The sequence below is a fragment of the Arsukibacterium sp. genome, assembly GCF_018402695.1.
In the GTDB taxonomy this organism is placed as follows: domain Bacteria; phylum Pseudomonadota; class Gammaproteobacteria; order Enterobacterales; family Alteromonadaceae; genus Alishewanella.
The window spans coordinates 105,928-120,936 of record NZ_JAGYIM010000024.1 but is presented as its reverse complement, the minus strand read 5'-3'; the positions used below and the strand labels follow the sequence as shown (position 1 = coordinate 120,936).

Below are 15,009 nucleotides of genomic sequence, written 5' to 3'. Positions count from 1 at the left end.
ATTATCTGAAACTGTAAAATTAACTGACACAAAAATGCTGATTTAGCAGATGGTAAAAATGGATAAGTAAAACAAGGTATTGTTAAAACATTGGGATTTTTGTTAGATCTGAGCAGGCGGTTGGATAAATACAAACGCCCTCCAAAGAGGGCGTCATTAATCTTTAATAAATTACCGGGTCAAATAGCCAACTGTTTAACCAGCGCCGCTGCCACCGCATGAGCGCTGGCCGGGTTCTGACCGGTGATTACTCTGTTATCTTCAATAACCTGTTCAGCCCACGGCTGGCCTTTGCGATACTGCTTTGCGGCCCGTGCTAACGCCTCTTCCAGTAAAAACGGGATCTTGTCGATAGTGCCATAGTCGACTTCTTCTTCACGGGTAAAACCGGTTACCACTGTATTTTCAAGCAGCTTCTGGCCATCACTCAGAGTAATTGGCAACAAGCCCGCCGGGCCATGACAAACCGCCGCCAATATACCTCCGTTTTCATAATGGCGGGCGCTTAACATTGCGACCGTTTCATCTGTCGCCAGATCTGACAATAAACCAAAGCCACCCGGATAAAAAATAGCATCATAGTCATCTAAACTTACTTTCGACGCCACCAGAGTATTGTTGATCCGCTTCTGAAACTCCTCATTAGCCAGAATTCTGGCATTCACTTCATCATCTTCGATATCAGTACCATACAAAGGCGCTTTGCCGCCGTTAATCGACGCCAGATCATAATAAACATCGGCTTTTAAAAACACATCCAGTGCATGGGTAAGCTCAGGAGCAAAGGTGCCGTTAGCTTCATCGGTATCACCCAAGGTGCCGTGGTTGGTTACAAATATCAGTACTTTTTTCATCATTCCTCCGCTGCCGCAAATAACACCCGGTATCAGGTGTTATCGCTCCAGTTATTCTCATGGTTAAAAGTAGTCCTCGCAGATACGATTGGATCACCAATAACAAGTTCAAAGTAATTGGTGCAATTGAATCAACGGCGTTAGGCCATTGTTCTGCTGTTGCCCCAGCCAAAACTTGCTATAGTAAGCAAAGACATTTAATCCCCGGTTGGAACCCTTTACTGCATGAACACTGCGCCGCGCCGCGATGAACGTATTCTGGTGATAGATGACCAAAGCTTAGCGCAGGGCTTTTTACGCTTTGCCCTGGAGCAGTTGGGCTATCAGAATATTTTTCTGGCCGAACGCGCCAATGTAGCGTTAAACCTGTGTCGGGATAATCAGTTTGATTTAATTATCTGCGCCCATAACCAGCAACAAGGTAAAGACGGCTTTCAGTTATATGAAGAAATTAAAGCCAAAGGCCTGCAGCAACTGAGCTGTGCCATTATCTTTATCAGTGCCGAAACCGACCCGTCGCTGGTTCACAGTGTTATTGAACTGCAGCCCGACGAGTTTTTGGCTAAACCTTTTGTGATTAAAGACTTACAGTTGCGGATTGAGCGGGTGTTGCGTCGCAAACAACAGTTACGCGAAGTTTATCAGGCGCTGGATGCCAAAGACGATCAGAAAGCGCTGGCAGCAATAGATCAGCAGCTGGCCGATGCCCAGCAACATAAGCTGTTCCCGTTATTACTGCGGCTAAAAGGCGATGTGCTGTTAAGCCAGGGCGATTACCGCACAGCCGAGAAGTTTTTCAGTGCCATGTTAAATATTCAACCTTTCAGCTGGGCCAGAATGGGCCTGGTGCGTTGCCATTTGGCCCAAGGCAAGGAGCGTCAGGCATTTAACGAACTGGAGGCCTTGCTGGAGCGCTCAGAAAGTCGCTTGTTTGCGCTGGACTTACTGGCTGAGCTGGAATTTAAACAGCAGCATTTTCAGCAAGCGCAGCAACATTTACTGCAAGCCGCTGAACTGGCACCCCGCAATATGTTCCGCCAGCAAAAATTATTGCAGCTGTCCCGGATCAACCACGACTATGAGAACCAGTACCGGGCAGCGCGCGATATGGTGAAGTACGCCCGGTACTCAATGTACGAGCAGCCTGATTTGTACTTAACCCTGGCCCGGGCCAGTATTGATTACGCGCTGAGCGTCGATGATGAAGAGCAAAGCAGCCGTTTGAACCGTCAGGCGACGGTATCGCTGAGCACCGTGCAGCGCCAATATAGCAACGGCAGCCATGGTGCTCTGGAAAGTCAGCAACAGGTACTGCAAGCCAGGTTACTGTACTTACAGGATCATAAAGACAAGGCTCAGGCTATGCTGAGCGCGCTGGAGCCCTTACATAAAATAGAGTCAGTGGAAGGTGCGCTGGATAGGGCCAAAGCCTTGCATGAAGTCGGCTTAAGTCAGGCGTCGGCTGAATTATTCAGCCGAGTCAGTCAGCACTGCCAGCAACAGCTGGCCGACCCGCTGTTTACTGCCTACTTGCAGCAAGAGCAGCAAGAGCGATTAGCCATGCGGCTTGGCCCGCGTGAGCTGAACAATAATGCAGTGACTTTATACAAGCATGGCAACTGGCAGGAAGCCTTTGATGCGTTTAAACTCGCCTACCAGGTCATGCCAAAAAATGCCGGCATCGCGCTTAACTTGTGGCAAACGCTGTTAACCAGTCCCCGGCCACTGTGTGCGCCGTCCAGCAAACAACAGCTGCTGGAACAGTGCCAGCAGCTTATCGAGGCCAGCAACTTAAAGCCAGAGCAATTGCAGCGCTATCAGCAACTAAAACAAAAACACTTAAACCAACACGCTTAAACTGCTTTACTGTTCTTTTTAGCCGGCAACGGCTCTGGCCATTCCTTAAAAATAGCCGGCAGGGTTTTACTGAAGCCGAGCCACAGCATCGCCAAAACTAACAACATTGGCGCTATCAGCCGCCACGGTGCATCCAGAATAACGTCACCATCCAGACCACTGATGCTATGAACAAAATCAGCCAGCGTCACCAGCCATAACAACCATAGTCCGGGACGCCACAAATAAAACCAGAACCGCTGCCCTTTTGGCCGGCGCTGACTTAGCGCCGCAACCAATAACAGTAACGGCAGTGCTATCAGGCAGGCCAGCAGAAAATCGTGTTGCCGGGGGTAAAACTGCCCCAGCAAACTGTGCTGTGAGCGCATCATACTAAGCTCTGCTACCCAGCAAATATAAGGCCGGAGTAATAGCAGCAACAACCCGTAAAAACGCATTGGAATTTGCAATAAGCCGTTGTTGTCGAGTAACGGCCAGTATTGCTGTGTGCTCATACAAATGCTGCCAATTTCATATTAAACCTGGCGCTTACGCTGAGCTAACATGCCAAGTGCAATAAAAATTGCCAGACATACCCAGGGTAGCTCAATATTGGTTAGCCGCACCAGCAAGCCGGCTACCAGTGGGGTCAGGAATATTGTGATGGCACCATAACCAAAGGCACAAACCAGAATAAAAATGCCCGTACGCCAGATAAAGTGCAGGCTACTAACCTGGCGACGGATAACGCGATTAAGATCATCCCCAAATACCACCAGAGTGGTCGCCACCATTGCCAGCGCGATATCGCGGATATAGGGCCGGAACAATAAGCCCCAGTCTGTTAATAGCTGATACAACAACTCCAGCATCAGGCCACTCCGTTACTACTGAATAAGTCCAACATTTGCTGCTCAGTCCATACCGGCACATTCAGCTCGTTCGCCTTAGCCAGTTTGGAGCCAGCATTGTCCCCTGCGATAACGGCATAGGTTTTTGCTGACACTGATCCGGACACCTTTGCTCCCAATTGCTGTAGCCGGGACTTCGCATCATCCCGCCCCATACTACTGAGCGTGCCGGTTAATACCAGGGTATGGCCAACAAGCGGTTGAGCCGAAGCCTGTTGCACTGTGATATCCGGCCAACTGATGCCCACCTGCTGTAGCTGCGCAATAACCTGTTGGTTATGTGGCTCAGCAAAAAAGCTTTGCAGATGCTCAGCCACGACTTTGCCCACATCGTTTACCGCCAGTAATTGTTCCAGACTGGCATCCATAATAGCCGGCAGGTTGCCAAAGTGCTGCGCCAGATTAAGCGCCGTTGCCTCGCCCACTTCACGAATACCCAGCGCATAAATAAAACGTGGCAAACTGGTCTGGCACGACGCTTTAATAGCGTTTAACAGCTTTAAGGCCGACTTTTCAGCCATGCGCTCCAAACCAATTAACGCCGGCATATCCAACGTGTAAATATCGGCCGGAGTTTTAATCAGCTGCTGCTCAACCAACTGCTCCACCAGCTTATCGCCCAGGCCATCAATATCGATGGCCTTACGGCTGACAAAATGTTTAATCGACTCTTTAAGCTGTGCCGGACAAAATAAACCACCACTGCAACGGGCTACCGCCTCGCCACTAACCCGTTCAACTGCAGAGCCACATACCGGACACGCGTTGGGAAATACAATATCCCGGGCGTCCAATGGCCGACGCTCTGTTAATACCGCAACAATTTGCGGAATCACATCGCCTGCCCGGCGCACGGTAACCGTGTCACCCACTTTAATGCCCAGCCGGGTAATTTCATCCTGATTGTGTAAGGTGGCATTACTGACTGTCACCCCGCCCACCACAACCGGCGCTAAGCGCGCTACCGGGGTGATGGCACCGGTGCGGCCCACCTGAAATTCAACGTCCAGCAAAGTGGTCAGCTGCTCCTGCGCCGGAAATTTAAAGGCAATGGCCCAGCGTGGCGCCCGGGCTACGAAACCCAGTGCCTGCTGCTGCGCTAAGCTGTCCACTTTAATCACCACGCCGTCTATTTCATAACCCAGATTGTCACGTTTGCTAAGAATGTCATGACAGTACTCAATAACTGCATTTATTCCTTTAACCTTTTTCAACAGAGGACTGACAGCTAATCCCATTGCTTGCAACTGCTGCAAACGTTGGTAATGACTGTGCTGATCCAGTTGCAGCTCAGAATCTTCAACGTCGCCAACCGAATATGCAGTAAAAAACAACGGCCTTGCCGCCGCTATTTTCGAGTCGAGTTGCCTTAAACTACCTGAGGCTGCATTGCGGGGATTGGCAAATAACTTTTCACCACTGCCTACCGATCGGTCGTTCATCAGCTCAAACTGTTTAAGCGGAATGTAAGCTTCCCCCCTAACTTCCAAAAATGCGGGAAAACGCTTACCAAACAGTTTTAATGGCACCGATTTAATCGTTTTAGCGTTCTGAGTTACCTCTTCGCCTGTAATCCCGTCTCCCCTGGTTACTGCCCTGGTTAAAAGTCCGTGTTGATAATGTAAGCTCAGCGCAACCCCATCAAGCTTGGGCTCACAACAGAATTCAATTTCAGCAGCGGAGTCCAGGCTATCAGATATCCGTCTATTAAACTGCGTCAGCTCATCCTCTGTCTTGGCTTTTTCAAGCGACAACATCGGTAACTTGTGCACAAACTGCAAAAATTTATCTAGAGGTCTTGCGCCGACTCTCTGTGTTGGCGAGTGTTCATCGAAAAAATCGGGATATTGAGATTCCAGCTCTACCAGTTCGTCATACAAACTGTCGTATTCAGCGTCAGGTACAGCAGAGGTGTTTAAGTTATAATAGGCGTGTGAATACTGATGCAGTAACGCTCGCAACTCTACAATTCTATCTTTATCTGAGTGACTCATTTGCTTTTACTACCGAATGAAAAACGGCAGGGGAAACCCTGCCGTATAGGATTAAACAGGCTTGCTAGCCATGGATCAGCTGCTGGCGCTGGAATTCCCGAATTTTATCCACGTAGTGGCGAACGGTTTGCACCGTTAACACACTGCGCTGGCCATCCAGCACCTGGCCACCAAATTCTTCCGCCAGTTTCTTTGCCGCATTGTGCATCAAATTAAAATTCTGCAGTGGCTCACCCGGACCGGGTAGGGTCATAAACAAACTTAAGCCACGGGTGCTGATTTTATCTATCTGCTCTAAATCAAAAGTACCAGGGTTAAACATATTGGCCAGGCTGAATAACACTTCACCACCACCGGCGCTGTCGAGATGGCGGTGAAAAATATCCATGTCGCCATATTTGAAGCCCAGCGGTAACAAGGCCGACAATAAATCGGGACCTTTGATATCGCGACCTTCCGGTAACAACACATACAAAATAAGTACTTCAGATGGCTGATGTGCCGGCTTTTGCTCTGACGTTGCCGGCTCAGACGAATACTCGTTATCAAGCTGCGGGCTGCGCGGGCTCTCATCGTCAGCCAGCGCACTGAAGTTGATTGCCGGTTCAGTTTTTTCTGCCGGGCCGTCAAAATCGAATTCTGGCTGTTGCCGCACCAGATCATTGGCCGGACGGCTATTTTTCGGTTGAGCTACCGTTTGAGAATGGGCTGAAGCCGGGTTAATTTTCGGCTCTGTCCGCTCAGTGCCTGCGCTACCACCAATATTACCGCTGCGCGATTTCACCACCCGCACCGGACCTACGCCTAAATCATCAAACCCTTCGCTACGCTCTGGCTCTGCTGTTGGCGAAGTATCGGGATGATAACGATGGCCGGCCTCACGGTTATTTTTTCGAACCGTCCACAGCCCATGAATAAACAGGCCGCCTAACACCAGCGCCCCTAATATAATTAATACTAATCTCAACTCACTAGCCATTGTTGTACCTTATTATGTTATCAGGCTACTGCCAGCTTGACAGCATCATCCACATCCACAGCCACTACCCGCGATACCCCAGGCTCTTGCATGGTCACGCCCATTAGCTGTGCTGCCATCTCCATGGCAATTTTATTGTGGCTAATATATATAAACTGCACCGTTGCCGACATTTCCCGTACCAGGTTACAAAACCGGCCCACGTTGGCATCGTCCAGCGGCGCATCAACTTCATCCAGCATACAAAACGGCGCTGGATTCAGTCTGAATATTGAAAACACCAATGATAAGGCCGTTAGCGCTTTTTCACCACCCGATAATAAATGAATTGTGCTGTTTTTTTTGCCCGGTGGTCTGGCCATTATAGTAACACCGGTTTCCAGTAAATCATCTTCGGTAAGATCCAGATAAGCACTGCCGCCGCCAAACACCTTGGGGAAGAGCCCTTTCAGCCCTTCGTTTACCTGTTCAAAGGTATCTTTAAACTTCTGCCGGGTTTCTTTATCAATTTTGCGCATCGCATTTTCCAGGGTCTCCAGCGCCGAGGTTAAATCATCGTGCTGGCTGTCCAGATAGCGCTTACGCTCTGCCTGCTGCTCATATTCATCAATTGCCGCCAGGTTTATTGCGCCTAAGCGGCTTACTGCATCGACGGTTTTATCCAGTTGTTGCTGCCACTGGTTTTCATCAGCATCGGCCACCAGTTGCGGTATCACATCTTTTATATTGACCTGCTGTTCACGCAACAGTTCCAGCATATTGTTAGCCCGGATCCGACAACCTTCAGCATCCAGGCGCAGCGACTCAATCTGTTGTCGTTTCTGGTTAAGCTGTTGCATAATACCCTGCTGGCCTTGCTCCAGCTCGCGCATCTGCTGCTCTAAACCTGCCAGTAAATCGGTAGCGGCCACCATCGCCTGCTCGGCATCCTCGCGGTTTAACAGTGTTTCCTGCAACTGTTCATGTAATAGTATTTCCGGCTCATTATTGTCAGCAAGCTGCTGCTCTAAGCCTATTATTTGCTCTCGTAGCTGGGTTAATTGCAGCTGCGCCCGGCTCAGGTTCTGGCTCAGGCTTTGCTGTTGCCGCTCAGCCAGAGTCAACTGGGTCTGTAATTGCCGGCAATGCTCTTTCTGCTGTTCAAAACGCTGACGACTTTGCTGCAGCGCCAGTTGCGCCTGCTGCTGGGCTTGTTGCAATGCCTGTTCTGCATCTGCATGCGCAGCCAGTAAATCTTCAGCGTGCAGCTGACGCTCGTCTAACACGGCCAGTTCGGTTTCCAGTTCTACAAGACGGTTGTTAAGCTGCTGACACTCTGCGGCCAGCTGCAATTGTTGCTGCTGCGCCATTTTTGCAGCCTGGGCTTGTAGTTGACGTTCGGTATCGGTCTGTTGCAACTGTTGGCGTAACTCAGCAAGTATCTGCTGTTGCTCTGTATATGCCTGACGCGCTTCACTGTCAGCTTGCTCTGCTGCGGCTGACTGCTCACTTAATAAATCATGCTCATTGGTCAATTCAGTTTGTTCAGTGGTAATCGCAGTTAACCGCTCACGGCGCAGCAGGCTGGAGTCGGTGCTGTCTGAGTTGCTGCTATGGCCCCAGTTCTGGCCCAGCCAATGGCCCTCAGCGGTGATCACCGATTGGCCTGGGCTAAGCTTAGCGGCAATATCGAGTGCCATGGCCAGATTGTCGGCGAGCTGAATTGTCTGAAAATAGTCAGGGTAACAGCCGTCGCTAATCACACTGGGCCAGGGTACCTGGCTGTGCTGGCAGGCTTTCTGCTTGCGGGGTGTTTTCAATGAGCTTTCTGTTTGTAAATGTGGTGCCCTGACATAGCAAAAGCTTTCCGTTCTTTGCAGCATCAGCACCGATAGCCTGCAGTGCTGCTGGCGACATGCTGCGGCACCCAGCGCAGCAGCTACTGCACCAGCCCAACCTGGCTGCACCACTAACTGTGTCAGTAACGCCTGCTGATTTTGCTGCTGGCGGGCATCAAGTGCCGCCAACCGCTGTTGTTCCTGGGTTAAAATCTGTTGCCGGGTTGCGATGGCCGCCAACTGCTGCTTTAGTGCAGCGCTCTGGCTTGCCCTTTGCTCTGCCGCTAACCTGGCCCGCTCAACCTCCTGCATAGCGGCCTCGCTGGCAGCTGTCAATTGCTGCTGCCGGGCGGTAATAGCCTCAACATTTTGCTCGGGTTGCTGCTGTTGCAACTGCTCTGATTGTTGCCGGCGCTGCGTTAACTGGCGTTGATACTGGCTGGCCTGATTACTGGCGTTTTGCCACGCTAACTGTGCCTGCTGCTGCTGTTGGCACAAGTTAAAATGTTGTTGTTGCCACTGTTGCCACTGCTGCTGTTGTTCAGTCAGATAAGCCTGCGCCTGCTCTAATTGTTGCTCAAGCTCGGCCAGCTGCTCTTCGCTAAGCGCTAATTCGGGGCTGTGCTTTTGTTGCTCGCTAATCAGCTCTGCCAGTTGCTGCTGCTCGCTACTGATAAAGTGCTCGCTGTCTGCCAACGCGTGTTGTTTTTGCTGCAACTGGCTGCTAAGGATCTGTTGCTGCTGACGCTGATGCAAAATTTGTTGCTCCAGCCGGCTGATGGTATTGCCCAGCTGATAAAAACGGCTTTGCTGCTGCTCAGCTTGCTGGCGGGCATCTGTAATTTGCTCTTTTAATTCAACAAGTATGCGCTGCTCGCCCTGCATCCCGGCCTGGTATTTCTCCAGCTCAGTTTCCTGCTGCGCTAACTGCTGCTCCAGTTCTGTTAACTGGTTATTAAAGCGCAGCCATTTTAAAGTGGTGAGCTCGGCTTTAAGTTTGCGCTCCTGCGCTTTTAATTCTTTATAACGCTGGGCAGTGCTCGCCTGGCGTTTTAATTTGTCGATATTTTTCGCCAGCTCTTCACGCACATCGGCCAGCCGCTCCAGGTTCTCCCGGGTATGTTTAATCCGGTTTTCGGTCTCGCGCCGCCGCTCTTTGTATTTGGAAATGCCGGCAGCTTCTTCAATAAATACCCGTAGTTCCTGCGGCTTGGATTCTATCAGCCGCGAGATCATGCCCTGCTCGATAATGGCGTAACTGCGTGGCCCCAGGCCAGTACCCAGAAAAATATCGGTAATATCACGCCGACGGCATTTGCTGCCATTCAGAAAATAAGTAGACTGCGCTTCGCGGGTCACCAGCCGTTTAATGGATATTTCACTGCGGTCGGCCATATTGCCACTAAGCCGGCCCTCGGTGTTTTCAAAAACCAGCTCAACCGATGCCTGGGATACCGGCTTACGCTGACCTGAGCCATTAAAAATAACATCGGTCATAGCGTCGCCACGCAGGTTTTTCGCTGAGCTCTCACCCAACACCCAGCGCACCGCATCAATGACATTAGATTTACCGCAGCCGTTCGGGCCGACTACGGCCGTCATTTGTTCAGGAAATGGTACCTGAGTTGGGTCAACGAAGGACTTAAAGCCCGCCAGTTTAATGTGTTTTAAGCGCATTGGTGCCCGGCATTATTATTGTTGTTAGAATGCGTTTTTTGCTGAATGTAGCAGCAGCCAAATCTGCTGTCACGGAAAAATCAATCGGCTTCTTTCCCGCTCCACCGTCTGTGACGCGAGCGCTGGGCTTTTTCCGCTGCACTACTTTTAACCGGTGGCTTGTTTTTTTTGGCAGATACCACCACGGGCCGTGAAATAAGCAGATTGTTGGGATACACCACTTGCTCGTTGTCTTTAGTCAGCAGCACGGTACTGAACAAATTAATCTCTACAATACGACCTTCCAGAAAATTGGCGCCATCAACCACCCGCACTTCCATGCCTTCTGCAAAGGCTTTTTGTCCCAATAGAATAAAAAACGCGGTGATATTGCTAAGTAAACTCCAGGCAGCAAACAATGCTACACCAATTACCGCGATCATTGACGATGCCAACACCAGTAAGCCGCGGATGTCGACACCCCACACTATACTGAGCACCACTATCATTACCAGCACAAGCAGAATATGAAACACCACTGCCGCCCGTTTATTTAAGTCGGCTTTTAACTGACTGCTGGCAATGAGTTTATACAGCATCGGCATAACCCGACGACTGACAATAAAGTACAGCACGACAACACACAGGCTGATGATCAGCTGTAGGGTAACCGGACTGAAGTGTTGCAGTAGCTGATGGCTATATTCAGAAAATGACAAGCGAATTACCCCTGCGCCTTAGTCCAGATCGTTTAATGGCCAGCGGACAATAAAATCTTCAAAATTATCCATATCTACCTGGGTTTCACAGAGGGTTTTATTACGCACCGACATTTGCTTTTTGTGCATCAGGCTTTTTTTGCCGTTGTTCAAAAGCGGATGCCAGCTGGGCAGGCCCCGGCCTTCATGCAAACGGCGGTAAGCGCAGCTGGTTGGCATAAAAAAAATGTCTTTTAAATTGGCTTTGGTTAACTGAATACAGTCTGGCACCAGCACAGTGCGCTGAGTATATTCAGTGCATTCACATTTATGGCTATTCAGATAACGACAACCAATATTAGTGTAGTGTACCTGCTCATCAGCGTGTAATACGTCTGTAGGCCCCTGCGCTTCGTCATCTTCAATAAATTTATTCAGACAGCATTTTGCACAGCCATCGCACAGCGCTTCCCACTCCTCGGTGTTCATTTCATCAAGGGTTTTCGTTTCCCAGTAGCGCTCTGCTAATGCCATTGTTAACTTACCTTTGTATTTACGGTTAAATAGTCGGCCAGTTGCAGCCGCAGCTGATCGCCAGCTTGTAAAGGCCCTACGCCAGCCGGCGTGCCGGTAAGCACCATATCACCGGGCAACAGGGTAAAGTGCTGCGACATTTCGCTGATTAACTGACTTATGCCGCGGATCATGTTAGCGCTGTTGCCATGCTGCCGCTCTACACCGTTAACTGACAAGCTGAAATCAAGTTGTTGCGGATGAGCAATATCGCTTGCCGGCACAAACCCGGCTACCGGGCAGGCGCCATCAAAGCCCTTGGCTATTTCCCATGGCCGGCCCAATTGCTTTAAATTAGCCTGCACATCGCGCAGGGTTAAATCAAGTGCCAGACTATAACCCCATATCGCATTGGCCACCTGCTCTGCTGAGGCCTGAGTTAACGGCTGACTAATTAAAACGGCCAGCTCCAGCTCGTTGTGCACCGCGCCACGGCCAGCCGGAATGGCAAAAGCCGGCGCCAAAGCGCACAATGCAGTTGCGGGTTTAATGAAAAATAGTGGCTCTGCCGCCGTTTTACTTTGCATTTCAGCAATATGGTCCTGGTAGTTCTGACCAATACAAACCACTTTACCCACTGGCAAGCCAATATGGCTGCCGTCAATGTGCTGGTGTAAATAAATCATAGTTTACTCAGCAATAATCAGATCGGCCAGATAGCCAACGCTGGTAACAAAGTAATAAGAGCGGTTCCAGTGCATCAGGCTTTTATAGTTGTCGTACCCCAGGAAAGCCCGGCCGCCCTCGCCGTCGGGCAGAATTAAAGCAGCTTGCAGATCGCGGCTGGGTAAATCGGTACCGTTTAAGCGCCGCACTCCCAGCTCATTCCATTTGGCCAGACTGCGGGCAGAGTCGTTCCAGCGCCCTAACCAGGCTTTCCGTGCCAGGCTACCACGCTGAATGGCTAAAGCAGCGTCAAACCCTTCCGGCAGCAAAACTTCGCGGCCCCAGGTGATACTGTTATCCCAGTCCTGCTGTTTCAGGTAGTTGGCAATAGACGCAAACACATCCAGCTGATTGGTCCAGATATCTTTTTTACCATCGCCGTCACCATCCTGAGCGTAGGCTAAAAACGAGCTTGGCATAAACTGGCTCTGGCCCATGGCCCCGGCCCAGGAGCCTTTCATGTCGGCGAAGCTGATGTGGCCCTCAGCCAGAATATCCAGCGCATTAAAGAACTCCTGGCGAAAAAAGGTTTCGCGCCGGCCGTCATAGGCCAGCGTAGCTAACGCAGAAGGAATGGAATAATTACCCATAAAGCGGCCAAAGCTACTTTCCAGCCCCCACAGCGCGATAATAAAGCGGGGTTGCACGCCATATTTTTCGCCTATTTTTTCCAGCTCTGGCAAATACTGCTTATAAAAGCCCCGGGCCATGGTGATACGGATGTCACTGACCCGCTTCGGCAAATAGGTACTGAGGGTTTCGACGACTTCAGGCTGGCTTTGATCCGCTTTAACCACCCGCTCGTGAAAAGTTAACGAGCTGAACACTTCATCCAGCAACGCTTGATCATAGCCTTTTTGCTCAGCTTCCTGACGCAGTGCCGCGGTATACTGTTCAAAGCTGGGTTTAGCCGGTTGCTCAGCAGATGCGGCTTCAGGCTCGTTGCTGGTCTGGCTGGTTGCAGCAATAATGCCAGCAGGATAAATTAAACTGCTTGCCAACAATGCTGGCAAGCCAAGGTTTTTCAGCGCTAATTTTAATTTCATACTAACCTTTTTCTGTCTGGATACTGGCTTTATGCTGAGCCAGCAGGTTTTCGGGTGGGGGTGGTAACTGCAGATAAAACCCCTGTGAACTGAGAGCAGAACGTAACTTATGAATATCAACCTGGGCTAAATGTTCCCGCTTCGCCAGATTAATTACTGTAACCAGCTGCGGCTTACCAAAAGTGGTCATTAAAGCAGCGGGCACCGGACTGAAATCGTCGCGCCGTTCAACATACAGGTAAGTGCCCTCTTTGCGCGGGCTTTTATAAACAACACATAACATCAATAAAACGTCTTCGCTACCTTGCCTAACAGAGGGCGAAACTATAACATGAAGCACAGGTAATGCGCACTGACCAGTACGTCAGGTGCATAAATAATACTGCTTATCGCAGTGACAAAAATAACGCGTGCGCCGATAGTTTTATGTCCGATAATTCGTTAGAACTGAAAGGGAGTTTATTCCCTATGTCAGTGTTGCATTGTGCTGATGTAAGCGTGGCAACCCTGCAAAAATTATTAAGCGCCAAACTGGCGCAAGCCCCTGCATTTTTTCTGCAGGCTCCTATCGTTCTCAACCTTAGCGATGTTAGCCAAACACCCGACTTTGTCTCGTTAAAGAAGCTGTTTATCGAGCTGAAACTGGTACTGGTTGGCGTAACCGCCGCAACCCCTGAGCAAAAAGCTGCTGCCCATGCCGCCGGCCTGGCCGTATTGCAAGCGGGTAAAGCCAGCGTAAAAGCCAAAGAGCAAACAGTCGCTCAGCCGCCAGCGAATGGCCCGGCTAACGGGGCTGCTCCTACCTCCGCTGTTGCTGCAGCAACAACAATGGATAGCAAAGTGGTCGAGCAAACAGTGCGTTCGGGCCAGCAAATTTATGCCAAAGGTACCGACTTAATTGTTAAAGGTGCGGTGGGCGCCGGGGCAGAAGTGATTGCCGATGGCAATATTCATATCTACGGCTCGCTGCGAGGCAAGGCGATTGCCGGTGCCAGTGGCGATACCAGCAAGCGTATTTATTGTTATAACCTGCAGGCTGAACTGGTGTCTATTGCCGGCAATTACTGGCTTAGTGATAGTTTGCAGGGCAAATTTTGGGGCAAATCAGCCTGCATTAAGATGCAGGACGATAGCTTAGTCATCTCTGAATTAGTGTAAGGATACTCAATATGGCAAAAATTATTGTGGTGACATCGGGTAAAGGCGGTGTTGGCAAAACCACATCCAGTGCCGCTATCGGTACCGGCCTGGCGCTGGCCGGCCATAAAACCGTTATCGTCGATTTTGATATCGGCCTACGTAACCTCGACTTAATCATGGGTTGCGAACGCCGGGTGGTGTACGACTTTGTTAATGTAATTAATGGCGAAGCGAATTTAAAACAAACCCTGATTAAAGATAAGCGCACCGACAACCTGTTTATTCTGCCCGCGTCTCAAACCCGTGACAAAGACGCGCTGACCCGCGAAGGCGTCGAAAAAGTATTAAACGAGCTGGCTAAAGACTTCGACTTTATTATCTGTGACTCACCGGCCGGTATTGAATCCGGCGCCATGATGGCGCTGTATTTTGCCGATGAAGCGGTAGTGGTAACCAACCCTGAAGTCTCGTCGGTACGAGATTCCGATCGCATTCTGGGCATGTTATCCAGCAAATCACGCCGCGCCGAGCAAGGTCTGGAAGGCATTAAAGAGCATTTGTTGCTAACCCGCTATAACCCGGAGCGGGTAGAAAAAGGCGAAATGCTCAGTGTTGAGGACGTGAAAGAAATTCTGGCGATTGAATTAGTTGGCGTTATTCCGGAATCACAAGCGGTATTGAATGCCTCTAACTCGGGCCAGCCGGTTATTCTGGATAAAGACAGCGACGCCGGCCAGGCTTACCTGGATACCATAAAGCGCTTACTGGGCGAGCAAGTGCCATTTCGTTTTCTGAACGTGGAGAAAAAGGGCTTTATTAAAAGGATTTTTGGAGGTTAA

Annotated in this window: 14 protein-coding genes; 3 read left to right on the top strand and 11 right to left on the bottom strand. The window is 50.2% G+C overall.

What is annotated here, in order from left to right; translation table 11 throughout:
- Nucleotides 1–179: 179 nt before the first annotated feature.
- Nucleotides 180–854, bottom strand: a complete 675-nt coding sequence (locus KG631_RS16420; protein ID WP_214000736.1) for a type 1 glutamine amidotransferase domain-containing protein — start codon at nt 852–854, stop codon at nt 180–182.
- 225 nt (nt 855–1,079) lie between these two features.
- On the opposite strand from KG631_RS16420, the gene KG631_RS16415 reads away from it, so the two are divergent.
- Complete coding sequence (locus KG631_RS16415; protein ID WP_214000735.1) at nt 1,080–2,711, top strand: response regulator; 1,632 nt, start codon at nt 1,080–1,082, stop codon at nt 2,709–2,711.
- On the opposite strand, the gene KG631_RS16410 is transcribed toward KG631_RS16415, so the two are convergent.
- From KG631_RS16410 to KG631_RS16365, 10 genes are all read right to left on the bottom strand, one after another.
- On the bottom strand, nt 2,708–3,205 hold the full coding sequence (locus KG631_RS16410) for a DUF2919 family protein (RefSeq protein ID WP_214000734.1): 498 nt from the start codon (nt 3,203–3,205) through the stop codon (nt 2,708–2,710). The two genes, KG631_RS16415 and KG631_RS16410, sit on opposite strands and share 4 nt — an antisense overlap.
- A gap of 21 nt (nt 3,206–3,226) precedes the next feature.
- Complete coding sequence (locus tag KG631_RS16405; RefSeq protein ID WP_214000733.1) at nt 3,227–3,562, bottom strand: DUF3392 domain-containing protein; 336 nt, start codon at nt 3,560–3,562, stop codon at nt 3,227–3,229.
- Nucleotides 3,562–5,595: an NAD-dependent DNA ligase LigA gene (gene ligA / locus KG631_RS16400; RefSeq protein ID WP_214000732.1), complete on the bottom strand. Its 2,034-nt coding sequence runs from the start codon at nt 5,593–5,595 to the stop codon at nt 3,562–3,564. The genes KG631_RS16405 and ligA overlap by 1 nt, the downstream gene beginning before the upstream one ends.
- Before the next feature lie 64 nt (nt 5,596–5,659).
- On the bottom strand, nt 5,660–6,574 hold the full coding sequence (gene zipA / locus KG631_RS16395) for a cell division protein ZipA (RefSeq protein ID WP_214000731.1): 915 nt from the start codon (nt 6,572–6,574) through the stop codon (nt 5,660–5,662).
- 20 nt (nt 6,575–6,594) lie between these two features.
- Complete coding sequence (gene smc, locus KG631_RS16390) at nt 6,595–10,068, bottom strand: chromosome segregation protein SMC (protein ID WP_214000730.1); 3,474 nt, start codon at nt 10,066–10,068, stop codon at nt 6,595–6,597.
- 80 nt (nt 10,069–10,148) lie between these two features.
- Nucleotides 10,149–10,766: a mechanosensitive ion channel domain-containing protein gene (locus KG631_RS16385; protein ID WP_214000729.1), complete on the bottom strand. Its 618-nt coding sequence runs from the start codon at nt 10,764–10,766 to the stop codon at nt 10,149–10,151.
- Nucleotides 10,767–10,784: 18 nt separating this feature from the next.
- Nucleotides 10,785–11,279: a YcgN family cysteine cluster protein gene (locus KG631_RS16380; RefSeq protein ID WP_214000728.1), complete on the bottom strand. Its 495-nt coding sequence runs from the start codon at nt 11,277–11,279 to the stop codon at nt 10,785–10,787.
- Nucleotides 11,280–11,281: 2 nt separating this feature from the next.
- A complete protein-coding gene (locus tag KG631_RS16375; protein WP_214000727.1) occupies nt 11,282–11,944 on the bottom strand; it encodes a fumarylacetoacetate hydrolase family protein in 663 nt (220 codons plus the stop codon).
- Between the two features lie 3 nt (nt 11,945–11,947).
- Nucleotides 11,948–13,030, bottom strand: coding sequence for a lytic murein transglycosylase (locus KG631_RS16370; RefSeq protein WP_214000726.1), 1,083 nt, complete (start codon nt 13,028–13,030; stop codon nt 11,948–11,950).
- A gap of 1 nt (nt 13,031) precedes the next feature.
- On the bottom strand, nt 13,032–13,313 hold the full coding sequence (locus tag KG631_RS16365) for a YcgL domain-containing protein (protein WP_214001016.1): 282 nt from the start codon (nt 13,311–13,313) through the stop codon (nt 13,032–13,034).
- Nucleotides 13,314–13,456: 143 nt separating this feature from the next.
- Between KG631_RS16365 and minC the strand changes: the two genes are divergently transcribed.
- Both minC and minD read left to right on the top strand, forming a co-directional pair.
- On the top strand, nt 13,457–14,188 hold the full coding sequence (gene minC / locus KG631_RS16360) for a septum site-determining protein MinC (protein ID WP_214000725.1): 732 nt from the start codon (nt 13,457–13,459) through the stop codon (nt 14,186–14,188).
- 11 nt (nt 14,189–14,199) lie between these two features.
- Complete coding sequence (minD, locus tag KG631_RS16355) at nt 14,200–15,009, top strand: septum site-determining protein MinD (RefSeq protein WP_214000724.1); 810 nt, start codon at nt 14,200–14,202, stop codon at nt 15,007–15,009.